Annotated in this window: 21 protein-coding genes; 16 read left to right on the top strand and 5 right to left on the bottom strand. The window is 73.0% G+C overall.

What is annotated here, in order from left to right; translation table 11 throughout:
* A complete protein-coding gene (locus tag ACIBEA_RS27470; RefSeq protein ID WP_399265568.1) occupies positions 1 to 843 on the top strand; it encodes a SigB/SigF/SigG family RNA polymerase sigma factor in 843 nt (280 codons plus the stop codon).
* On the opposite strand, the gene ACIBEA_RS27475 is transcribed toward ACIBEA_RS27470, so the two are convergent.
* Both ACIBEA_RS27475 and ACIBEA_RS27480 read right to left on the bottom strand, forming a co-directional pair.
* Entirely contained in the window at positions 840 to 1,370 is a 531-nt protein-coding gene (locus ACIBEA_RS27475) for an ATP-binding protein (RefSeq protein WP_399265347.1), read from the bottom strand. The genes ACIBEA_RS27470 and ACIBEA_RS27475 overlap by 4 nt on opposite strands.
* Entirely contained in the window at positions 1,363 to 1,728 is a 366-nt protein-coding gene (locus tag ACIBEA_RS27480) for an STAS domain-containing protein (protein WP_399265349.1), read from the bottom strand. The genes ACIBEA_RS27475 and ACIBEA_RS27480 overlap by 8 nt, the downstream gene beginning before the upstream one ends.
* 183 nt (positions 1,729 to 1,911) lie before the next feature.
* Here ACIBEA_RS27480 and ACIBEA_RS27485 point away from each other — a divergent pair, with 183 nt between their 5' ends.
* The 3 genes from ACIBEA_RS27485 (at position 1,912) to pucL (ending at position 5,383) form a co-directional block, all read left to right on the top strand.
* Positions 1,912 to 2,652, top strand: coding sequence for an SDR family NAD(P)-dependent oxidoreductase (locus ACIBEA_RS27485; RefSeq protein WP_399265351.1), 741 nt, complete (start codon positions 1,912 to 1,914; stop codon positions 2,650 to 2,652).
* A gap of 152 nt (positions 2,653 to 2,804) precedes the next feature.
* On the top strand, positions 2,805 to 4,157 hold the full coding sequence (locus ACIBEA_RS27490) for an aspartate aminotransferase family protein (protein WP_399265353.1): 1,353 nt from the start codon (positions 2,805 to 2,807) through the stop codon (positions 4,155 to 4,157).
* Positions 4,158 to 4,465: 308 nt separating this feature from the next.
* The gene (gene pucL, locus ACIBEA_RS27495; RefSeq protein ID WP_399265355.1) at positions 4,466 to 5,383 is read left to right on the top strand and encodes a factor-independent urate hydroxylase; all 918 of its coding nucleotides are present in this window, start codon (positions 4,466 to 4,468) and stop codon (positions 5,381 to 5,383) included.
* A 10-nt stretch (positions 5,384 to 5,393) separates the two neighbouring features.
* On the opposite strand, the gene ACIBEA_RS27500 is transcribed toward pucL, so the two are convergent.
* Positions 5,394 to 5,852: a histidine phosphatase family protein gene (locus tag ACIBEA_RS27500; RefSeq protein WP_399265357.1), complete on the bottom strand. Its 459-nt coding sequence runs from the start codon at positions 5,850 to 5,852 to the stop codon at positions 5,394 to 5,396.
* Between the two features lie 236 nt (positions 5,853 to 6,088).
* Here ACIBEA_RS27500 and ACIBEA_RS27505 point away from each other — a divergent pair, with 236 nt between their 5' ends.
* The 6 genes from ACIBEA_RS27505 (at position 6,089) to ACIBEA_RS27530 (ending at position 8,982) form a co-directional block, all read left to right on the top strand.
* Positions 6,089 to 6,301: a CbtB domain-containing protein gene (locus tag ACIBEA_RS27505; RefSeq protein WP_399265359.1), complete on the top strand. Its 213-nt coding sequence runs from the start codon at positions 6,089 to 6,091 to the stop codon at positions 6,299 to 6,301.
* A 29-nt stretch (positions 6,302 to 6,330) separates the two neighbouring features.
* The gene (locus ACIBEA_RS27510; protein WP_399265361.1) at positions 6,331 to 7,083 is read left to right on the top strand and encodes a CbtA family protein; all 753 of its coding nucleotides are present in this window, start codon (positions 6,331 to 6,333) and stop codon (positions 7,081 to 7,083) included.
* A 39-nt stretch (positions 7,084 to 7,122) separates the two neighbouring features.
* Positions 7,123 to 7,443: a hypothetical protein gene (locus tag ACIBEA_RS27515; RefSeq protein WP_399265363.1), complete on the top strand. Its 321-nt coding sequence runs from the start codon at positions 7,123 to 7,125 to the stop codon at positions 7,441 to 7,443.
* A 264-nt stretch (positions 7,444 to 7,707) separates the two neighbouring features.
* Complete coding sequence (locus tag ACIBEA_RS27520; RefSeq protein ID WP_399265365.1) at positions 7,708 to 8,337, top strand: hypothetical protein; 630 nt, start codon at positions 7,708 to 7,710, stop codon at positions 8,335 to 8,337.
* 86 nt (positions 8,338 to 8,423) lie between these two features.
* Complete coding sequence (locus ACIBEA_RS27525; protein WP_399265367.1) at positions 8,424 to 8,774, top strand: hypothetical protein; 351 nt, start codon at positions 8,424 to 8,426, stop codon at positions 8,772 to 8,774.
* Between the two features lie 55 nt (positions 8,775 to 8,829).
* Positions 8,830 to 8,982: a hypothetical protein gene (locus tag ACIBEA_RS27530; protein WP_399265369.1), complete on the top strand. Its 153-nt coding sequence runs from the start codon at positions 8,830 to 8,832 to the stop codon at positions 8,980 to 8,982.
* Between the two features lie 249 nt (positions 8,983 to 9,231).
* Here the strand turns inward: ACIBEA_RS27530 and ACIBEA_RS27535 are convergent, their stop codons facing one another.
* A complete protein-coding gene (locus ACIBEA_RS27535) occupies positions 9,232 to 9,630 on the bottom strand; it encodes a hypothetical protein (protein ID WP_399265371.1) in 399 nt (132 codons plus the stop codon).
* Between the two features lie 226 nt (positions 9,631 to 9,856).
* Between ACIBEA_RS27535 and ACIBEA_RS27540 the strand changes: the two genes are divergently transcribed.
* From ACIBEA_RS27540 to ACIBEA_RS27560, 5 genes are all read left to right on the top strand, one after another.
* A complete protein-coding gene (locus tag ACIBEA_RS27540; protein ID WP_399265373.1) occupies positions 9,857 to 10,684 on the top strand; it encodes a hypothetical protein in 828 nt (275 codons plus the stop codon).
* Positions 10,685 to 10,755: 71 nt separating this feature from the next.
* A complete protein-coding gene (locus tag ACIBEA_RS27545; RefSeq protein WP_399265375.1) occupies positions 10,756 to 12,744 on the top strand; it encodes an FUSC family protein in 1,989 nt (662 codons plus the stop codon).
* A gap of 102 nt (positions 12,745 to 12,846) precedes the next feature.
* Positions 12,847 to 13,557, top strand: coding sequence for a hypothetical protein (locus tag ACIBEA_RS27550; RefSeq protein ID WP_399265377.1), 711 nt, complete (start codon positions 12,847 to 12,849; stop codon positions 13,555 to 13,557).
* Positions 13,554 to 14,837, top strand: coding sequence for a sensor histidine kinase (locus tag ACIBEA_RS27555; protein WP_399265379.1), 1,284 nt, complete (start codon positions 13,554 to 13,556; stop codon positions 14,835 to 14,837). The genes ACIBEA_RS27550 and ACIBEA_RS27555 overlap by 4 nt, the downstream gene beginning before the upstream one ends.
* Before the next feature lie 240 nt (positions 14,838 to 15,077).
* A complete protein-coding gene (locus ACIBEA_RS27560; RefSeq protein ID WP_399265381.1) occupies positions 15,078 to 16,622 on the top strand; it encodes a VWA domain-containing protein in 1,545 nt (514 codons plus the stop codon).
* A gap of 94 nt (positions 16,623 to 16,716) precedes the next feature.
* Here the strand turns inward: ACIBEA_RS27560 and aspS are convergent, their stop codons facing one another.
* On the bottom strand, positions 16,717 to 18,528 hold the full coding sequence (gene aspS, locus ACIBEA_RS27565) for an aspartate--tRNA ligase (protein WP_399265383.1): 1,812 nt from the start codon (positions 18,526 to 18,528) through the stop codon (positions 16,717 to 16,719).
* Positions 18,529 to 18,653: 125 nt separating this feature from the next.
* Here aspS and ACIBEA_RS27570 point away from each other — a divergent pair, with 125 nt between their 5' ends.
* Positions 18,654 to 20,867 carry a SpoIIE family protein phosphatase gene (locus tag ACIBEA_RS27570; protein ID WP_399265385.1) on the top strand — a complete coding sequence of 738 codons (2,214 nt, stop codon included), beginning with the start codon at positions 18,654 to 18,656 and terminating at the stop codon, positions 20,865 to 20,867.
* Positions 20,868 to 20,869 lie beyond the last annotated feature (2 nt).

Consider the following 20,869-nt stretch of genomic DNA (forward strand, 5'->3'; position numbering starts at 1 on the left):
ATGGAGGGCATACCGGAGGAACCGCGCAAGGCGAGCACCGCCGATGCCAGAACCCTTTCGGCGACCCTGTTCGAGCGGTTGCGGGCCCTGGAAGAGGGCACCGCCGAGTACTCGTACGTGCGCAACACGCTCGTCGAGCTGAACCTCAGCCTGGTCAAATACGCCGCCCGCCGGTTCCGCGGGCGCAGCGAACCGGTGGAGGACATCATCCAGGTCGGCACGGTTGGGCTGATCAAGGCCATCAACCGCTTCGACCCCGGGCGCGGGGCGGAATTCACCACCTTCGCCATGCCCACGATCACCGGCGAGATCAAGCGGTTCTTCCGTGACACCAGCTGGGCCGTGAAGGTCCCGCGCCGGCTCCAGGAACTGCGGCTGGACACGGCCAAGGCCCAGGACGCGATGGAGCAGGACCTCGGCCGCGCCCCCACCGAGGAGGAGCTGGCCGAGAAGCTCGACGTGACCCCGCAGGAGCTGGCCGAGGGCCGCAAGGCCGCCGTCGCCTATTCCGCGCGCTCACTGGACGCTCCGGTGCAGGGCGAGACCGACGGGGACTCCTTCGACAGCCAGCCGGTGCTGGGCGAGGACGAGGACGCCTACGACCGGATCGAATGCCTGGAGTCCCTCAAACCGCTGCTGTCGGTGCTGCCCGAGCGCGAGCGCACCCTGCTGTCGCTGCGGTTCGGCGACGAGCTGACGCAGTCCGAGATCGGCGACCGGCTCGGCCTGTCCCAGATGCACGTGTCCCGGCTGCTGACCCGCACCCTGGCCCGGCTCCGCGCCGGCCTGCTGGAGGACGCCCCCGAGAACGACGGTGCCGACGGCTCGTCCCCCTCGACCTAGGCCCGGCGGCCCCGGGCGGGCGGCGGGATCGGTGCGGCCACCTCGGCCCACACGGTCTTGCCGCCCACCACGTCGTTGGGTTCCCAGCCCCACGCGCGGGAGAGCCTTTCGAGGACCACCAGTCCGTGTCCCCCGGGGACGGACGGATCGTCGGGCGAGCGGCGGCGGGGGTGCTCGGGGCTCCCGTCGCTGACTTCCATCCGCAGCCCGCCCCCGGTGTGCCGCAATACCAGCGCCCCCGGGCCCCCCGCGTGCAAGCAGGCGTTGGTGACCAGCTCGGACACCAGCAGCAGGACGTCCTCCGCCACCTCCGCGGCCTCCGCCGCCGCCGGGTCGCCCCCTCGGTCGGCCTCGGCCCCCGGGTCGGCCGGGAGCCAGTCCCACGCGGTGAGGGCACGCCGGGTGAAATCGCGGGACCGCGTGACCACCCCCGTCACCGGCCCGCCCAGGACCAACCGCCGCGTCTCCTCGGCCGGCGCGGCCGCGGCTCGCGCCGGCCCCGGTCGTGCCCGCTCGGGTTCAGGCACCGGTATCGCCCCCGTCGCTCGCCAGGGCCGCGGCGAGGTCGTCGTGGACGCGGAAGACCACATCGGCCCCGGTCGTCCGGAACATCCTGGCCACCGGCTGGCGCAGCCCGGCGAGCTCCAGGCGTCCGCCGGTCTCCCGCGCGGCCAGCCGGGCCCGCAGCAGCGCGTTGAGCCCGGTGGAATCGCAGAAGCCCAGCCCCGCGCAGTCGATGAGCAGCCGGGCACCGCCGTCCCCGGCCAGTGCCGCCTCCAGGGCCGCCCGCAGGGGGCCCGCCGTGTCGTGGTCGAGTTCACCGGAAAGCGTGAGGACGACCGCGCCCTCCACGTGGGTCGCCTCGACCGAGAACCGCTCCGCCATCACCCGGCCCACCTCCCGTCGCCCCCCGCCTACCCCACTCCCCCCGGCTCAATCACCTGGCGATCACGCGCCGACCCCTTCATCCACCCCACTCCTTAATTCCGCATTACGGAAACTTGATTCCAGCATGCGATAAGTTAAGATCCATTTCCTTGCCACCCGGCACCCCGAGCAGGAGGACACATGACCGAGAGCCGCGTAGCCCTGATCACCGGTTCGTCTTCCGGAATCGGCGCCGCCATCGCCCGCCGGCTGACCGCCGAGGGCATCCGCGTCGTGATCAACTCGGCCCGCAGCGAGCAGGCCGGCCGGGAGCTCGCCGCCGAGCTGCCGGGGGCGCTCTACGTGCAGGGGGACGTGTCCGACCTCGCCGACGCCCGCCGCATCGTGGCGACCGCGGTCGAGGCCCACGGGCGCCTCGACATCCTCGTCAACAACGCCGGTCGGACCCGCTTCATCCCCCTCGACGACCTCGACGCCGCCGATGCGGACGCCTGGCGCGACATCTTCGAGGTGAACGTGCTCGGCACCTGGCAGATGGTCACCGCCGCCGCCCCCCACCTGCGGAAATCCGGGGCCGCCTCGATCGTGAACATCTCCTCGGTCTCCGCGACGCGGGCCCTGGGCAGCTCCGTCCCCTACGCCGTCAGCAAGGCCGCGGTCAACCACATGACCCGGCTGCTCGCCGCGCAGCTCGGGCCCGCCGTCCGGGTGAACGCGGTGGCCCCCGGGCTGATCGAGACCCCCTGGTACGACGAGGCCGAGGAGGTCTGGGAGAGCTCGCGCGAGTGGATCACGGCCAACACCCCGCTGCGCCGGGTCGGCACCCCGGAGGACGTCGCGGAGGCCACCCTCTACCTGGTGAACGCCGCTTACACGACGGGCGACGTGCTGACCGTCGACGGCGGCCGCCACGTCGTCTGACCCCGCCCCGGAACCGCGCGGCGCCGGCCCGGGACCGCGCGATCCGCCGCCCCGGGACCGCGCGGCGCCGACCCGGGCCCCGGCCCGGTCGCGGGCCGGGTCGTCCGCCTCACCGCCCGCCCATCCACATCGTGGACAACTACGCTCGACCCATGAACGCAGAAGCCGCCCGCACCCGTGACGCCGTGAAAGAAGCCGACCGGAAGCACGTCTTCCACTCGTGGTCGGCCCAGGAGCTGATCGACCCGCTCGCCGTGGCCGGGGCGCAGGGTTCGTACTTCTGGGACTACGAGGGGAACCGCTTCCTCGACTTCTCCAGTTCGCTCGTCTACACCAACATCGGCTACCAGCACCCCAAGGTCGTCGCCGCGATCCAGGATCAGGCCGCCCGGCTGTGCACCCTGGCCCCCGGCTTCGCCGTGGACGTCCGCTCCGAGGCCGCCCGCCTGATCGCCGAGCGCACCCCCGGCGACCTCGACAAGATCTTCTTCACCAACGGCGGCGCCGAAGCCGTCGAGAACGCCGTCCGGATGGCCCGGGTGCACACCGGGCGCGCCAAAGTGCTGAGCACCTACCGCTCGTACCACGGGGCCACCTCCACGGCGATCAACCTGACCGGTGACGCCCGCCGCTTCGGCAACGACACGGCGACCGCCGGGGTCGTGCACTTCTGGGGGCCCTACCCCTACCGCTCGCCCTTCCACTCCGAGACCCCGGAGCAGGAGGGCGCGCGGGCGCTGCGGCACCTGGAGGACACGATCGTCTTCGAGGGCCCGCAGTCGATCGCCGCGATCATCCTGGAGAGCGTCGGCGGCGCCCCCGGTGTGCTCGTACCGCCGCCCGGCTACCTCGCGGGCGTGCGCGAGCTCTGCGACCGCTACGGCATCGTCTTCATCCTCGACGAGGTCATGGTCGGCTTCGGCCGCACCGGCCGGTGGTTCGCCGCCGACCACTGGAACGTCACCCCCGACCTGCTCTGCTTCGCCAAGGGCGTCAACAGCGGCTACGTACCGCTCGGCGGCGTCGCGATCTCCGGCGCGATCGCCAAGACCTTCGCCCGTCGCCCCTACCCCGGTGGCCTGACCTACTCCGGGCACGTCCTGGCCTGCGCCGCGGCGGTGGCGACCCTCACCACCATGGCGGAGGAGGGCATCGTCGAGCAGTCGGCCCGCACCGGTGCGGAGCTGCTGGGTCCGGGGCTGCGGGAGCTGGCCGAGCGCCACCCCTCGGTCGGTGAGGTCCGGGGACTGGGCACCTTCTGGGCACTGGAGCTCGTACGGGACCCGCAGACGCGCGAGCCACTGGTTCCGTACGCCGCCTCGGGCGCGGCGGCCGCTCCCATGGGCGCCTTCGCCGAGGCCTGCAAGAAGGGCGGGCTCTGGCCGCTGGTCGCGGGCAACCGGCTGCACGTCGCCCCGCCCTGCAACATCGGCGCGGCGGACGTGGCCAAGGGCCTGGCCGTCCTCGACGAGGCCCTCGCGGTGGCGGACGCGCACATGGCGTGAGCCGTGCGCCCGAGCCTCCGTCGGGGGCCCGGGGCGGTCCGGGACGGTCCGGGACGGGCCGTCCTGTGCGGTCGCCCAGGCAGGGGCGCCGGTTCTCGGACGATCCGTACGGGGAACAACCGGCCGCCGGCGTGCTGCAATCCCCATCAAGCACCTACGGACCGGGATGCACGTCAGTCCCGGGGCGGCCCCTGCGGGCCGAACGGCGGGGAGCGGCGCGTCCAGGGCATCGGGCGGACGCTGGACGCCGGGCGTACGGGATCCAGAACACCGGACTCCGTGTTCCCGAGTACCCGAAGGAAGACAGCATGAGCAAGCACGTCCTGGGCCACAACCAGTACGGCAAGGCCGAGAACCGCATCGTCAAGGTCACCCGCAAGGGCAGCGACGGGTCCTGGCACGAGATCCGCGACCTCAACGTCTCGGTCGCGCTCCGCGGTGATTTCCGCGACGTCCACCTCACCGGCGACAACGCCCACTGCCTGCCGACCGACACCACCAAGAACACGGTGTACGCCTTCGGCAAGGAGCACGGCATCGACTCCCCGGAGGCCTTCGGCATCCGGCTCGCCAAGCACTTCGTCTCCTCGCAGGCCCCGATCCGCGAGGCGCAGATCCGCATCGAGGAGTTCGCCTGGGAGCGGATCCCCGTCCCGACCCGCAAGGAGCAGCACTCCTTCGTCCTCAAGGGCCAGGAAGTGCGCACCGCGCAGGTCACCTACAGCGAGACGACCGGTCTCCAGGTCATCTCGGGCCTGAAGGACCTGACCGTGATGAACTCGACCAACTCCGAGTTCCACGGCTACATCAAGGACGAGTACACGACCCTGCAGGAGGCGTACGACCGCATCCTGGCCACCAAGGTCACCGCGCGCTGGGCGCACTCGGCACTGGCCGCCGACGACCCGGAGCACGACTGGGACCGGTCGTACAAGAAGGTCCGCACGCACATGCTGGACGCCTTCGCCGAGACGTACTCCTACTCGCTCCAGCAGACCCTGAACCAGATGGCCGAGCGGGTGCTCGACCACTGCCCGCGGGTCAACGAGGTCCGGCTGAACCTCCCCAACAAGCACCACTTCCTCGTCGACCTGGAGCCCTTCGGCCTCAAGAACGACAACGAGGTCTACTTCGCCGCGGACCGGCCGTACGGTCTGATCGAGGGCACCATCCACCGCGAGGGCGTGCAGCCGGTGATCGCGACCAGCGACTGGATCGTCGCCTAGCCCGTCTCTTTCAGTCCCCTTGCGGGACGCGCCCCACCAGCAGGTTCCAGCGGCCGGCCCGGCCGGTCAGCTCGGTGACCGTCTCCGGGCGCACGTCGAGCCGCCAGAAGGCGGCGTGCGGCAGCTCCAGCGCGTGCACGACGGCCGCGCGGACGACGGCCTGCTCGACGGGCAGCCGGTGGCGGCCCCCGGCCAGGTCGGCGAGGGCCGCCCCCACCCGCGCCGTCAGCGCGGCCACCGACTCGCCCCCGGGCGGCGCGCAGTGCGGGTCCGTGAGCCACCCACTGACCCCGGCCGGGTCCTCGGCGGCCACCTCGTCCAGGGTCCGGCCGGCCCAGGCACCGGTGTCCAGGCCGTTCAGACCGGGATGTTCCGGGCAGGGCGCGCCGGACCCGAAGCGGCCCTGGCGGGCGGCGAGGTCCAGCGCGGGGGTGACGAGGAGCAGGCGCACGGGCGCGGCGGAGGACATGGGCCGAGGGTAGAGCGCACGCCCGGGGCGTGAGACGGCGGCCACACGCCGTGGTGTTCACGCCACTCGCGCGGTACGGTCTCGGACGACATGACGACGGTATGACGGAAGTACCGGTGAGAATCCGGCACGGTCGCGCCACTGTGAATCCTCCCGCGAGGGAGGGAAGTCAGACCCGCCACCTTCGTCGAGAGCACCACTGACCGGGACGCGTGTTCCCCCCTGGAGGTCCTGCCATGGCCCACTCCGCCGTGCCCACGACGGTTCCCGCCGTTTCGCCCATCTCGCTCAAGGAACTGGCCCCCTGGGCCCTGTTCGTCGGCATCCTGATGCTGGTCCTGCTCTACTTCGTCGGCGCCGAACAGGGCGCCACCGCCGTCTTCCAGGGCGACACCATCCACGAGTGGATGCACGACGGCCGCCACCTCCTCGGCTTCCCCTGCCACTGATCCCCGCCACGGCAAGAGGAACCGAACCAATGAACTCCATTTCCGTGCGTGCCCTGTTGATCCGGGGCATGCTGGCCGGCCTGGTGGCCGGTGTGGCCGCCTTCCTCGTCGCGTACCTCCTCGGTGAATCCAAGGTGGACGCGGCGATCGCCATCGAAGAGGCGGCCAACGCCGGTCACGACCATGCCGAGATGGCTCCGGTCAGCCGCGCCCTGCAGTCCACCGCGGGGCTCGGCACCGGCGTGCTGCTCTACTCGGTCGCGCTCGGCGGCATCGCCGCACTCGTCTTCTGCTTCGCGCTGGGACGCATCGGCCGCTTCACGCCGCGGGTCACCTCGCTGCTCGTCGCGGGGGGCCTGTTCGTCACGGTCAGTCTGGTGCCCTTCCTGAAGTACCCGGCCAATCCGCCCGCGGTCGGTGACCCCGACACCGTCGTGAAGCGGACCACCCTCTACGTGCTGATGATCGCGCTCAGCGTGCTGCTCGCCGCGGCGGCCACCGTGCTGGGACGGCGGCTGGCTCCCTCGCAAGGGAACTGGAACGCCAGCGTCATCGCCGTCGCCGCCTTCGTCGTGGCGATCGGTGTCGCCTACGCGTTCCTGCCGTCGATCTACGAGGTTCCCGCCGATTTCCCGGCGGGGCTCATCTGGCAGTTCCGGCTGACCTCGCTCGCCATCCAGGCGACGCTGTGGGCGGTTTTCGGCCTCGGCTTCGGCACTCTTGCCGAACGCCTGCTTGTTCCTTCCGCCACGCACAAGGAAGCTGTTCAGCCTACGAGCTGATCAGCTGATCGCCTCGGTCACCACGACGGAGGGCCCGGCATGCGAACGGCGACACGGCGTTGGCAGACCGGGCCCGGGCAGACCCGGCCCGGACAGACCGGACCCCGGCAGAGCTGGCACCCGCAGGGCTGGCGCTGGCAGGGCTGGACGGGCGCAGCGCCCTTCTGGGTCAACCTGCTGCTGCTCGTCGTGGTCCAGTTCTCCGACGTGACCCTGCTGGCCCAGATCGGCATCATCACGGCGCTGGCCGCGATCGGCGGTCTGGTCCGGCACCTCTGGTACGGCGACTACGGCCACCCGGCCGTCCACCTGGCCGCCGCGCTCTTCGGCGCGGCGGCCGTGGCATTCGTCCTCACCTGAGCGGCCTCACCTGAGCGTCCCCGCCTGAGCGCCCTGATCTGCGCGCCCCCACCTGGGCTCACCCGTTCGGCGGCATGCCCGCCATCGGCTCGAAGCTGCCCGCGCACCCGCCGCGAGCTGGGAAGACGCCCTCCTGACGACCCGACACGCCCTGGACACCTCAGCAAGGGCCGGTCGTTCTCACGGTAGGGACAGTCCGACGGGGGTCCACTGCTCACGGGAATCCGGCCGCCCCCGCCCCGGCCGGACTCTGGAGGGACTGCCATGCACCGCCCGAAATGGATCGCCGGCGGACTGACGGTGGCTCTGCTGTGCACCGGACTCGTGCTCTTGCGCAACACCGACGGCGCGGACGGCGACCCCGGTGGCACCGATGCCACCGGCGCCTCCGCCAAGGCCCCCGCGGAGGGCTTCCCCTCCCGGGCACTGGGCCTGTCCGGACACCGTCGGCTCGTCGAGCAGCTGGAGGACGGGCGCGAGGAGCACGCCGGGCACGGCGCGGGCCGCGGTCCCCACCGGGGCGCGGGTCGGTCGACGGCCGCCCCGCTGTCGGCGGCCCGCCCGCTGCGGCTGCGCATCCCCGACCTCGGGGTCGACCTCCCGCTGAGCGCGGGTTCGGCGGGCAACGCGGTCGGCTGGGACGTGGACAGCCCGACTCCGGGCGCGGCCGGGACGGCCGTGGTCTCCGGAGAGAGCGCGACCCTGCGGCTGGCCACGCTGCGCAAGGGGCGGACGATCGAGATCCCGCGCGCGGACGGACGTACCGCCGTCTTCACGATCGACCACATCGGCACCCCCCGGGCGACGGACTCGGGCAAGCGCGCCGAACTGCGCGTGGTCACCGGCGAGACCACGGTCCACGCCCACCTGACGGGGACCCGGCGCAGCAGGTAGCCCGTGGGGGGTGTGTTCGTCACCCGATCGGGGGCTTCTGGGGTGCCGCAGGGGCACCCCCGGGCGTGTCTGGGCACATCCCCAAAATGAGCGGGACGCGGTGTGCGCGGACGGTGCGGACGGCACTGGCGAGGGCCCTGACAGTGGCCTGCGTCGTGCTGCTCTGCGCGTTCGGCGCCGGCGCCGGGGCAGCCGCGGCGGGTCCGGAGCCCGCCCCCCGGTCCGCGTCCGCGGCCGAGCCCGCCGAATCCGATCCGGGCATCGATCCCGAGGTACGGGCCGCCCCACGGCCCTGCGCGCGCGGCATCGCGCCGCGCCACGTCCCGTCACCGGGCATCACGGTGTTCGCGGCGCCCGCGGGGCGCGCGTTCCCGTACGCGTGCGGGGAGAGCGGGGACGGGCCCCGCACGGTGCGGAGTGTGGTCCTGCGCTGCTGAGCGGGCCGAGCAGCAGCGCACCCCCACACCCCTGTCACCCCTGTGAGGTTCCGCCATGCCCATCGACCCCTACGCGGCCCTGAACGCCATGCTCCGCGCGGAAGCCGCCCGTTTCACGGTGGCGCCCCCGACCCCGAGCCCCGCACCGCTCCCGGCCGACACCAGGCCCGGCGCCGACGCCCCGGTGGAGGCCACGCCGGGCGAGTGAGCGGCCCGGGCGGGTGAAAGCACGGTGTTTCACGTGAAACACCGGCGCGCCTGACGCACTGGACGAGCGCATGAGGAACGCCGCTTCCCGGGCCCTCGGCAACGGAGAGTGGACGGTGAGGTTCGACCACCGGGCCCGGGAAGCGGCGCCTCTGTCAGTCTGCGACAGGGGCGCCGGGTCCCGCCTCGGGCAAAAGTCCACGGTTCGTCGGCCGGAAGACCCATCCGGGTCGGACCGCCGGGGGATCGCTCAGGGCTCGCGCGTGTAGTAGCGGTAGAACGCGCCCACCGCCACGCCCGCGGCCGCCGCGAGGGCGATGCCGCTCGACAGCAGCACGCTCTGGCCGGTGAGGCTGTACAGGTAGCCCAGCGCGATGCCCGTGAAGATGCCGTACGCCGCCGCGCGGGCCTCCCGCGGCAGCTTCGGGCCGACGCGCGCGAGCACGAACAGGCAGGCGGCGAAGAGCACGCCGCACAGGATCCCGTAGAAGACGTTGCCCACGTCGACCGGTCCCATCTGCCGTTTCATGAAGGCCGCGTAGACCCCGTAGATCAGCCCGAGGGTCAGCGGGCGGGCCAGGGCGGCCCTACCGGATTGCTTGAGGTCCGCCGCGTACCGCGCGCGGGCGGTGGGTGCCGCATGTGCCATGACCGGGCTCCCTCTCTGGGTCGGAGCGTGTCCGTCGGGAGCGTGTCCCGCTTCCTCACCCTCAAGGGCACACCCGCCGTCCGCACCGGGCAAGTGGATCAAGCGCGGCGCTGGGCGGAGCCGCCCGACCGGTTCCCGTGGCGCACGGGTGACCTTGCCCCGGCGGAACCACCCGTACGCAGCAACCACGCTCGCCCCCCGCCCCCGCCTGGCATTGGCTGGTGGCGTGCGCAGCTACCTCTCGGCCGTCCTCGTCGTGCTCGTGGCACTCCTGGTGCCCCTGAGCGCCGTCGCGTACTGGGCCGACCGCGAACTGGGCGACGCCGACCGCTACACCGCCGCGATGTCCCCGCTGGCCGGGAACCACGACGTGCAGCAGGTGGTCGTCACCCAAGCCTCCCGCACGCTCGCCGGCCAGATCGACGCGGGCCCCTTCCAGGGCGGGGTCGAGAGCCTCCTCGGCGAGGCCCTGCGCTCCTTCACCGGCACCCCCGCCTACCGGACCGCCTGGGACGCGGCCAACCGCGCCGCGCACGCCGCGTTCCTCCAGGCGCTGACCACCGGCGAGGGCGACGCGCTGACCATCGACCTCGCGCCCATCGTCGAGCAGGTGAAGGGGGAACTCGTCGGTGACGGCGTGCCGCTCGCCGACCGGATCCCGGTCTCCCACCTCACGGTCAAGGTCATGGAGTACGACAACCTCGGCGCCCTCCGGAGGAGTTTCCACATGCTCCAGATCGCGGGCATCTGGCTCCCGGTCCTCACCCTGGTCCTCGCCGTCGCCGCGGTGGCCGTCGCCGCCCGCCGCCGCCGCGCCCTGATCGCTGTCGGCGCGGGTCTGGCGATCGGGGCCGGGCTGCTGTGGCTCGCCGTGCGGATCTGCCGCGGACTCACCCTGGACGACCTGCCGCCCGACGTCGACCGGCCCGCCGCCGCAGCGGTCTACGACGCGCTCACGGCCTTCCTGCGCACGACCACCTGGGCCGTCCTCGCCCTCGGACTCGCCGTCGCCCTGGCCGCCTGGCTGACCGGTCGACTGCGCCGGACCCCATAAGCTCGGAACGTACACAACGTCCCAGGAAAGCCCCAGAAGAACCGATTCGCGAGGGGCGGTACGGAAGCGGCATGAGCAGCGAACAGATACCGTCCGGACGGACCCGGTCCCATCCGCTCGCCCCGCCCGACTGGCTGCTCAAGGGACTGCGTCCGAGCACCGCTCCGGTCCCCTGGGCCGCCGCGGCGCGCGCCGGCGTCGCGCTCGCCGTGCCGCTCGCGGCCGGATTCGCCCTCGGCGAGCCGGAGTACGGCGCCCTCGTCTCGATGGGCGCCCTGTCCGGGGTCATCGGGGACACGGCCGACGCCTACCGGATGCGGGTGCTCAACATCGCCGTCCCGCAGCTCTTCGGCGGGGTCGGCGTCGCCCTGGGCACCCTGGTCTTCGGCCACGGCTGGCTCGCCGTCGGGGTGCTCACGCTCATCGCGCTGGTCTCCGGGATGATCTCCTCGATCGGTACGGTCGCCTCCGTCTCCGGTCTCCTGTTGCTGCTCAACGCGGTGGTCGGGGCCGGGCTGCCGATGCCCGAACCCTGGTGGACCGCACCGCTGCTGCTCAGCGCGGGCGGGCTGTTCGTCCTCGCGCTCACCCTGCTCGGCTGGCCGCTGCGCGGGCGCCGCCCGGAGCGCGCCGCCGTCGCGGCCACCTACCGCTCGCTCGCCGAGCTCCTGGAGGACGCGGGCGGGCCCGGCTACGAGGAACGCCGCCAGAAGGTCACCCAGGCCCTCGACCAGTCCTACGACCTGGTGCTGGGGCGGCGGGCGCGGGTGCACGGCCGCAGCAGCTCGCTGGTGCGGATGCTGGCCCAGCTCAACGTGATCATCCCCCTGGTCGAGGCCGCCCCGGCGGCCCACCTGCGCGGCCGGCCGCTGCCCCCGGAGGTCCCCGCGGCGGTGCGGCAGCTGGCCGCCGCCGTCGAGGAGGGCCGCACGGGGGCCTTCGTACTGGAACTGCCCGCCCCGCACGGCCAGTCCGAGCGGGCCATCGACGCGGCCCTGCGGCACGCCGCCGCGATCGTGCACGTGGCCGAGCCGTCCATGCACAACGTGGACGACCGGCTCGGGCGGCCCGCCGCGCTGGGCGTGCGGGCCCGGCGCGCGGTGCGCGACATGGCGTTGTCCGGGGCCTCCTGGCGGTACGGGCTGCGGCTCGCGCTGTGCATCGGGCTGGCCCAGGCGCTCGTGTCGGTGGTGGAGATCGAGCGCTCGTACTGGGTGGCCCTGACCGTCACCTTCGTCCTCAAGCCCGACTTCGGCTCGGTCTTCTCCCGGGCTGTGCTGCGTGCGCTGGGCACGGCGGGCGGGCTGGTCGTGGCCGCCGCCGTGCTCTCCGAGGTGCCGCGCGGCTGGTGGGACGTCCCGGTGATGGTGGCCCTCGGCGCGCTGATCCCGGTCTTCTCGGCCAAGGGGTACGCCTTCCAGACCGCCGCGATCACCCCGGTGATCCTGCTGCTGTCGGACCTGCTCAACCACCAGGGCTTCGACCTGATCCGGCCCCGGCTGCTGGACAGCCTGATCGGCTGCGCCATCACCCTCGTCGCGGGCTACCTGCTGTGGCCGGAGAGCTGGGGGACCCGGATCGGGGACCGGCTCGCCGACACGGTGGACGACGCCGCCCGGTACGTCGAGCGGGCCTTCGGGCCGCACGAGGACACCGAGGCGGGGCTGCGGGCGGCGCGGACCGCCCGGTTGCAGGCGCGCCGCCGGATCTACCGCGACCTGTCGGGGGTGCGCAGCGAGTTCCAGCGGGCGCTGACCGAGCCGCCGCCCGTCGGGGCCCGGGCCGCCGCCTGGTGGCCGCTGGTCGTCGCCGTGGAACGGATCGTGGACGCCACCACCGCCGCCCGGGTCCGGGTCAACCACGGGGCCGAGCGCCCGCCGGCCGAGGAGGTCGCCTCCGTCACCGCCGGGCTGCGCGCCCTGGCCGGGGCCGTCCGCGCTCCCGGCGCCCCGCCGCGGGAGCGCGCGGCCGCGTCCGACGCCGTCGCGGAGGACTCCGTCCTCTCCCCCGTGCAGCAGGAACTGGCGGCGGCCCGCGCGATCGCCGACCCGGCGCCGTAGGGCCTGACGTAAGGGCTGTCGTAAGGGCTGCCGTAAGGGCTGGCGTAACCCGGATGGGTCCGCGCCCGGGCCCCGTCGGGCGGGGCGGGAGAGCATCGGAGCATGCGGAGCCCGCACGCGCGCGTCCTGCCGGTCCTCGTCGCCCTGCTGGCGGCCACGGCGGGCTGCGCCGACACCGAGGGCCTGCGCAGCGGGGGCGACCTGGGCGTCGTCCACGCGCCGCAGACCCTGTGGAAGGACGTCCGTCCCGCCCCGCCCGGCGCCGGGCAGGCCCCCGGGCGGGCCGCGGTCGTGCCCGGGCTGGCCGTGGTCCCGGGCGGTGACATGCGGGGCGTGGACGTGCTGGACGTCGTACGGGCCGACATCACCTCCGATGCCCGGCAGGACGGCGGCACCGGGCGCCTGGTCGACCCGCGGGCCGCGCAGCGGCTCGCGCTCTGCACCGACGAGCCGGGCGGCGGGCCGGACTGCCCGCTGCGGCCGGGCGTCCTGCACGACCTCACGGGCAACGGCAAGGACGAGCTGATCGCCGCCCTGGACATCGACGACCGGGTCAGCGAACTGCGCGTCTACACCGTCCAGGACGACGGCAGGATCGCCCGGATCCTGGCCCGCCGCGGGGTCCTGGAAGGGGTGGAGGTCGCCGCCGAGCACCTGGCGGTGCGCGAGCCCACCTCGAATCCGAAGTACATCTCGGTCTCCGACTACGTGTGGGACCCGGAAGCCGGGCTGATGAACCTGGCCCAGCTGACCCTCGACGACTGCCCCGCCTCGGGGAACCCGGCCGTCCCCTGCCCGGCGAGCGGCCCGTGACCGGCCGCCGGTGGCGTCCCCTGCGCCGGCTGACGGGCAGCCTGCGCTGGAAGATCGCGCTGACCACCACCGCCGTGTGCTGCGCGGTGGCGGCCGTACTCGGGGTCCTGGTGCACAACGTCGTGGCCCGGCAGATCAGCGGCGAGGTCCGCAAGGACGTGGACCGCGACCTGGAGAACGCCCTCGCCGCCTACCAGTACGGCACGACGATCGGCGCGGCGAACTCCGCCCTGGACCCGCCCGCCCTTCCCGGTCCGCTGCGCGCGCTCGTCGCGCGCGGCGAGACGGGCAGCATGGTCGGCGCCCTCGACGGCAAGCCCGTCATGTGGGCCGCCGGGCCCGCCGACCACAGCGCGCTCGCGGTCTGGCAGCCGTACGGGGACACCCGCGGCCGGCTGCGGGACATCGACGCCGCGATCCTCGCCTCCAGCGCGCTCGCCGCCGGGCTGGTGGCACTGGCCGGCCTGTTCCTCGCCAACCGGATCAGCAAGCGGCTCGCCACCACGGCCGCCGTCGCCCGCCGGATCAGCGCCGGGGACCTGGACGCCCGGGTGGGCCTGGCGAAGGGCCCGGGGCGGGACGAGGGCGGGGAGCAGGACGAAGTCCGGGACGTGGCCGTCGCGCTGGACTCGATGGCCGCCTCGCTCCAGGGGCGGTTGGAGGCGGAGAAGCGGTTCACCGCGGATGTGGCGCACGAGTTGCGCACGCCGCTGACCGGCTCGCTCGCGGCGGCCGCCCTGCTGCCCGAGGGACGCCCCAAGGAAATGATCAATGACCGGCTACGGGCGCTCCATCTGCTGACCGAGGACCTGCTGGAGATCTCCCGACTGGACTCGGGCGTCGAACGGGCCGAGCTCGCCCACATCGAACTCGGCCGGGCCGTCCAGCGGATCGTCGCCGGGAGCCGGTCGGCGGCCTCGGTCGTCGTGGTGCGCGACGCGGTCGTGCTCACCGATCGGCGGCGGCTGGACCGGATCATGGCCAACTTGTTGGCCAACGCCGAGAAGCACGGCCGGCCGCCGGTGCAGATCACCGTGGAGGGTCCGGTGGTGGCCGTGCGCGACCACGGGCCGGGATATCCGGCCGACCTCATCGAGCACGGCCCGCAGCGCTTCCGCACCGGTGACCCGGGGCGCGGGCGCGGGCACGGCCTGGGTCTGACCATCGTGCTGGGACAGGCCGCCGTGCTGGAGATCGCGCTGGACTTCGCCAACGCGACGGACGGGGGCGCGGTGACGACGCTGCGGCTGCCCATCGGGAAGCTGACGCCCGGGAGTTGACCCGCGGGCCGGTGGCCGGTGGGCCGGCCCTGTGACCGGGTGATGAACAGAGGGTGAACCAGGGCTCCGCCAAGGGGAGTTCGCCCTGGTCGCAGGCGTGCGGGGGCGGCGAACGACGCGAAGGGTGCCCCTGCCGAGGTTCCAGCCAAGGGGCCGATAACCTTACGTGTCCACTCTGGGCAGGGATCTTCCCCACAGCACGGACAAATGACGCACGCACTCATGTGAAAGGCCTCGCCCATGGGTATTCGGAGCTTGTTCCGCAAGGTGTTCGGTCGTTCCCCGGAGCCGGTCCCGGAGGCCTCGGCGGACACCACCGCCGTCGCCCCGCAGGCCGCCGTACCGTCCCAGGGGGCCGAACGCACCCCCCTGGACGCGGCAGCGGAACTGGTGGCGGCGTCCTTCGACAGCCCTACGGTTCCCCCGCAGTCCACCCCGCGCGACGGCGGCGGCACGGTCATGACCGCCCCGTCCCCGACCCCCACTCCCACCCCGGACCCCACGGTCCCCGAAGCCCGCCGGCCTTCCGCCGATGCCGCCGCCGCTGCCGCTGCCGCTGTGGAGCCGGAGCCCGTGGCCGCCGCCGCGTCGGAGCCGGTGGCTGTCGCCGAGCCCGCACCCGAGACCGCTGCCGCGGTGGAGCCGGTCCTCGAAGCCGAGCCCGTCGCGGCGGAGCCGGAGCCCGCTGCCGCGGTGCAGCCGGAGCCGGTGGTCGAGGCCGAGCCCGTAGCCGCGCCCGAGCCCGTCGTGGCCGAAGTGACGGCGGAGCCGGTCGTCGAGGCCGAACCGGTCGTCGAGGCCGAGGCCGTCGTGGCCGAGCCGGAGCCCGAGCCCGTCGTCGAAGCCGAGCCCGCTGCGGCCGAGGTGACGGCGGAGCCCGTCGTCGAAGCCGAGCCCGAGCCGGCGGCTGCCGTCGAGCCCGTGACGGCGGAGGCCGAACCCGAGGTGACGTCGGAGCCGGTGGTCGAGGTCGCGGCGGAGCCGGTCCCCGTGCCCGAGGCCGTTGTGGCCGATGCGGCACCCGAGCCGATCGTCGAGCCGGAGCCCGCCCTGGCCGAGGTCGAAGTCGAAGTCGAGCCCGAGCCCGTCGCGTCCGAGCCCGAGCCCGTTGCCACCGAACCCCAGCCCGACACGGAACGACTGGTCGGGGCCGCTGCGGTGCGGCGTCGCGCTCCTGCGCTCGGGGGCGCGTACAAGGCGGCCGCCCAGGTGCTCCGCACCAAGGGGCGGACCGACGCCCGCGCCACCGTCTACCTGGTCCTGGACCGCTCCGGTTCGATGCGCCCGTTCTACAAGGACGGCAGCGCCCAGTACCTGGCCGACCACGTCCTCGCGCTGGCCGCGCACCTCGACCCGAACGCCACCGTGCACACGGTCTTCTTCTCCACGGACATCGACGGCGCCGCCGACCTCACCCTCGACGAGCACACCGGCTGGGTCGACGCCCAGCACGCAGCGCTCGGCCGCATGGGGCGGACCAGCTACCACCGGGCCGTCGAGGAGGTCGTCGAGCACTACCAGAAGAACGGCGGCGAGGGCCGCGCCCTGGTCGTCTTCCAGACGGACGGCGCCCCTGACAACCGCGTCCCGGCCCGCCAGGCGCTCGCCGAGGCCGCCGCGCACGACATCCACTGGCAGTTCGTGGCCTTCGGTGACGACGACGCCAAGGCCTTCGACTTCCTGCGCAAGCTGGACGCCGAGAACGCCGGCTTCTTCCACGCCGGTCCCGCTCCGCAGGAGCTGACCTCGGCCGCCCTCCTCAAGGGCCTCCTGAACCACCTCTGAGCACGTAAGCACGTACGCACGCACACGAACGCCCCCGCCGGATCCGATCCGGCGGGGGCGTTCGCGCAGCTACTGCCCGGCTACTGCCCGGCCACTACTCCGCGGCGGAAGGCGCGACCGCCTCGGCCACCGGGGCGGCCGCCTTCGTCTCCACCGGCTTGCGCAGCGCGATGTTCAGCTCGCGCAGGCGGGACTCCTCCAGCACCGTCGGCGCGCCCATCATCAGGTCCTGGGCGTTGCCGTTCAGCGGGAAGGCGATCGTCTCGCGGATGTTCGGCTCGTCGGCCAGCAGCATCACGATGCGGTCGACGCCCGGGGCGATGCCACCGTGCGGCGGGGCGCCGAGGCGGAACGCCCGCAGCATGCCCGCGAACTCGCGCTCGACGGTCTCGGCCTCGTAGCCGGCGATCTCGAAGGCCTTGAGCATCAGGTCGGGCTCGTGGTTGCGGATGGCGCCGGAGGACAGCTCGATGCCGTTGCAGACGATGTCGTACTGCCAGGCCAGGATGTCGAGCGGGTCCTTCTCCTCCAGGTCCTTCAGGCCGCCCTGCGGCATGGAGAACGGGTTGTGGGAGAAGTCGATCCTGCCCGTCTCCTCGTCCTTCTCGTACATCGGGAAGTCGACGATCCAGCAGAAGCGGAAGACGTCCTCTTCGAACTGGCCCGCGCGCTTGGCGGCCTCGACGCGGACGCCCGACATGATCTTGGAGACCTCGTCGAACTCGCCGGCGCCGAAGAACACCGCGTGGCCGGCCGCGAGGCCGAGCCGCTCGGTGAGGACCTTGACGTTCTCCTCGGTGAGGAACTTGGCGATCGGGCCGGTCAGGGCCCCTTCCTCGCCCACGCGGACCCAGGCCAGGCCCTTGGCGCCGAGCGAGATCGCGTACTCGCCCAGGCCGTCGAAGAACTTGCGCGGCTGCGCGGCGGTGTCCGGGACGGCCAGCGCGCGCACGTGCTTGCCCGCGAACGCCTTGAACTCGGAAGCCTCGAAGACATCGGTGATGTCGACCAGTTCGAGCTTCGCGCGCAGGTCGGGCTTGTCGTTGCCGTACTTGACCATCGACTCGCGGAAGGGGATCCGCGGGAACGGCGAGGTGACCGGGCGGCCCTTGCCGAACTCGGTGAAGATCTCCGTCATCAGCTTCTCGATGGGCTGGAAGACGTCTTCCTGCTCCACGAAGGACATCTCGACGTCGAGCTGGTAGAACTCGCCCGGCGAACGGTCGGCGCGGGCGTCCTCGTCGCGGAAGCAGGGCGCGATCTGGAAGTACCGGTCGAAGCCGGAGATCATCAGCAGCTGCTTGAACTGCTGCGGCGCCTGCGGCAGGGCGTAGAACTTGCCCGGGTTCAGGCGGGACGGCACCACGAAGTCACGGGCGCCCTCGGGGGAGGTCGCGGTGAGGATCGGGGTCGCCATCTCGTTGAAGCCGAGGTTCACCATCTTGGAGCGGATGGAGGCGATGACGGCGGAGCGCAGCATGATGTTGCGGTGCATGCGCTCGCGGCGCAGGTCGAGGAAGCGGTACTCCAGGCGCCGCTCCTCGTTCACGCCGTCGTCGGTGTTGATCGTGAAGGGCAGCGGGGCCGCGCCGCCGAGCAGCTCGACGTCGGTGACCTCGATCTCGATGTCACCGGTGCCCAGCTCGGGGTTGCGGTTGTCCTCGCCGCGGGAGACGACCTTGCCGTCGATGCGGACGACCGACTCCTTGGAGATGCTGGAGAGCACCTCGTTCGCCGCGGTGCCCGGGCGGACGACGAGCTGGACCAGACCGTAGTGGTCCCGCAGGTCGATGAAGAGGATGCCGCCCAGGTCACGCCGATTGTGCACCCAGCCGCTCAGTCGGACGTCGGAGCCGACGTCAGAGTTGCGCAGCTCGCCGCAGCTGTGGGACCTGTACCGATGCATCGTTCATCCAGTTCTTCGCGATAGCAGGGTGGAAATCAACCCTGCCCAGGTTACCGTCCGGCCGGGCACGCCCGCGGGCCCCGGTGAACGGGCACCTCTACGGGGTGACCTGTAAAGATGGCTAGATGCGCACCGAGGACGTCCTGGCGGCGATCGCCACCGGTCTGTGGCGCTGGGACAACGCCGCCGGAACGGTCACCCTCGACGGTGAGGCCGCCCGGCTGCTCGGCCTGCCCGCCGAGCCCGTCACCCTGCCCGAAGTGTCCGTGCGGTCCCGGTTCCACCCGGTCGACTGGAACGAGATCAACGGCATCGTGAACCTGGCCGTCGCCGAGGGCACCCTCGCCGAGGCCCGGCTGCGCATCATGGACGTGGACGGGCGCGTCCTGCGGACCGTGCGCAGCCGCTCCAAACCCGTGCCGCACACGGCCCCGGACGGCCGGATCGACTACGAGCTGATCGGCACGATCCAGGAGATAGCCGAGCCCCAGCCGGGCACCACGGCCGTCCACACCCCCATCACCGGCGACTGGCGGCGCTCCCGCGAGGCGTTCCTGCTGGACGCGGGCCGCGCGCTGGCCGAGGCCCGCTCGACGGCCGAGGTGCTGCGGGTGGCGGCCTCGCTGTCGATGCCCGGCTTCAGCCCGGACGGGCTGGCCGTCTTCGGGATGGACGGGGACCGGCTGTCGATCATCGGACACCACGGGCACGACGCCGGGGACGAGTCCCCCTTCGCGGACATGCGCATGGACACCGACTATCCGGCCGCGGAGGTCGTCCGCAGCGGCCGGGCGATCTACCTCCCCACCCCGGACGACTACAAACGGCGCTTCCCGGCCACCTGGCCGCTCGCACAGCGCTTCGGCCGGACCTCCTGGGCCTTCCTCCCGCTGATCGTCGCCGGGCGCACCATGGGCGCCTGGATGGCCGCCTTCAAGCACCCGGTGTCCTTCTCCCCCGACGAGCGCTCGGTGCTGACCACGGTGGCACGGATGCTCGCGCAGGCGCTCCAGCGCGCCGTGGTGGCCGATTCCGAGCGGGAACTCACCACGGGCCTCCAGCGGTCGATGATGCCGCAGCTGGGCCCCGAGATCCCGGGCATGACCCTCGCCGCGCGCTACGTCCCGACCGGTGGCGGCCTCCAGGTGGGCGGCGACTGGTACGACATGATCCCGCTGCCGTCGGGCCGGTTCGCCCTGGTCATCGGGGACGTCCAGGGGCACGACGTGCGCGCGGCGGGCCTGATGGGCCAGTTGCGGATCGCCGTACGGGCCTACGCGTCCGAGGGGCACCGACCGGACGCCGTGCTCTCCCGGGCCTCCCGCTTCCTCGCCGGCCTGTGCTCGTCCGAGGAGCGGACAGCCCCATACGGGGACGCGGACGGGGGCGGGGACGGGGGCGGGGACCACCTCAGTCCGCGCTTCGCGACCTGCCTGTACGTCGAGTGCGACCCGCGGACGGGCCTGCTGGAGGTGGCCCGGGCCGGCCACCCGGACCCGGCGGTCCGGATGACCGACGGCACGGTGCTGATGCGCCCGACCGCGGGCGGGCTGCCGCTCGGCATCGTCGCCGACACCGACTACCCGACGACCCGGTTCACGCTGGAACCCGGCGAGACGATGATGCTGTGCACGGACGGCCTGATCGAGACCGGCGGGCACGACCTGGACACCGGCTGGGCCCGGCTGCGCGCGATCCTGGAGTCCGAGACGCACTCCGAGACGCACGAGGGCGGGAGCCTGGAGAAGCTCGCCGACCTGCTGGTCTCCGCCGTCCACGGGCCCTCCTCGCACCACACCACCGGCCCGCTCGCCGACCGGCGCGAGGACGACATAGCCGTGGTGCTGCTGTGCCGCGAGGACCCCGGCTGTGGCTGTGGCACCCCGCTCACGCACCCGGTCCGGCCGGCCCGGCGCACGCTGCTGACCGTGGCGCAGGCCGAGCCGGAGCGCATCGCGGGCGCCCGGCAGCAGATCCGCGAGCTGTTGCACGACTGGGCGGACGAGGACCAGCGGGACTCGGCGGTCCTGATGGTCTCCGAGATGGTCACCAACGTCCTGATGCACACGGACGGCGACGCGCTGCTCACGGCCGAGGCCGTCGGCGAGCTGGGCGAGCGGCGGCTGCGGGTGGAGGTGGCCGACTCCAGCGACGAACCGCCGCACAAGCGGCAGCCGGGCGAGATGGCGTCCAGCGGGCGCGGCGTGCTGCTGATGGAGATGCTGGCGGACCGTTGGGGCGTGGACCCGCGGGGCGACGGCAAGTCGATCTGGTTCGAGCTGGACGAGCAGTCCAAGCCGGATCCGCTCCCGGACGACCGGGACCCGGCCCTACGCTGAGC

Source organism: Streptomyces sp. NPDC051555 (genome assembly GCF_044454405.1).
Taxonomy (GTDB): domain Bacteria; phylum Actinomycetota; class Actinomycetes; order Streptomycetales; family Streptomycetaceae; genus Streptomyces.

What these genes read in the sequence shown, in the direction of transcription:
- ACIBEA_RS27490 (WP_399265353.1), top strand. Translation starts at nt 2,805, where the DNA reads ATGAACGCAGAAGCCGCCCGCACCCGTGACGCCGTGAAAGAAGCCGAC.
- ACIBEA_RS27520 (WP_399265365.1), top strand. Translation starts at nt 7,708, where the DNA reads ATGCACCGCCCGAAATGGATCGCCGGCGGACTGACGGTGGCTCTGCTG.
- ACIBEA_RS27510 (WP_399265361.1), top strand. Translation starts at nt 6,331, where the DNA reads ATGAACTCCATTTCCGTGCGTGCCCTGTTGATCCGGGGCATGCTGGCC.
- ACIBEA_RS27470 (WP_399265568.1), top strand. Translation starts at nt 1, where the DNA reads ATGGAGGGCATACCGGAGGAACCGCGCAAGGCGAGCACCGCCGATGCC.
- ACIBEA_RS27570 (WP_399265385.1), top strand. Translation starts at nt 18,654, where the DNA reads ATGCGCACCGAGGACGTCCTGGCGGCGATCGCCACCGGTCTGTGGCGC.
- ACIBEA_RS27505 (WP_399265359.1), top strand. Translation starts at nt 6,089, where the DNA reads ATGGCCCACTCCGCCGTGCCCACGACGGTTCCCGCCGTTTCGCCCATC.
- ACIBEA_RS27500 (WP_399265357.1), bottom strand. Translation starts at nt 5,852, where the DNA reads ATGTCCTCCGCCGCGCCCGTGCGCCTGCTCCTCGTCACCCCCGCGCTG.
- ACIBEA_RS27550 (WP_399265377.1), top strand. Translation starts at nt 12,847, where the DNA reads ATGCGGAGCCCGCACGCGCGCGTCCTGCCGGTCCTCGTCGCCCTGCTG.
- ACIBEA_RS27545 (WP_399265375.1), top strand. Translation starts at nt 10,756, where the DNA reads ATGAGCAGCGAACAGATACCGTCCGGACGGACCCGGTCCCATCCGCTC.
- ACIBEA_RS27485 (WP_399265351.1), top strand. Translation starts at nt 1,912, where the DNA reads ATGACCGAGAGCCGCGTAGCCCTGATCACCGGTTCGTCTTCCGGAATC.
- aspS (WP_399265383.1), bottom strand. Translation starts at nt 18,528, where the DNA reads ATGCATCGGTACAGGTCCCACAGCTGCGGCGAGCTGCGCAACTCTGAC.
- pucL (WP_399265355.1), top strand. Translation starts at nt 4,466, where the DNA reads ATGAGCAAGCACGTCCTGGGCCACAACCAGTACGGCAAGGCCGAGAAC.
- ACIBEA_RS27525 (WP_399265367.1), top strand. Translation starts at nt 8,424, where the DNA reads ATGAGCGGGACGCGGTGTGCGCGGACGGTGCGGACGGCACTGGCGAGG.
- ACIBEA_RS27530 (WP_399265369.1), top strand. Translation starts at nt 8,830, where the DNA reads ATGCCCATCGACCCCTACGCGGCCCTGAACGCCATGCTCCGCGCGGAA.
- ACIBEA_RS27515 (WP_399265363.1), top strand. Translation starts at nt 7,123, where the DNA reads ATGCGAACGGCGACACGGCGTTGGCAGACCGGGCCCGGGCAGACCCGG.
- ACIBEA_RS27535 (WP_399265371.1), bottom strand. Translation starts at nt 9,630, where the DNA reads ATGGCACATGCGGCACCCACCGCCCGCGCGCGGTACGCGGCGGACCTC.
- ACIBEA_RS27560 (WP_399265381.1), top strand. Translation starts at nt 15,078, where the DNA reads ATGGGTATTCGGAGCTTGTTCCGCAAGGTGTTCGGTCGTTCCCCGGAG.
- ACIBEA_RS27480 (WP_399265349.1), bottom strand. Translation starts at nt 1,728, where the DNA reads ATGGCGGAGCGGTTCTCGGTCGAGGCGACCCACGTGGAGGGCGCGGTC.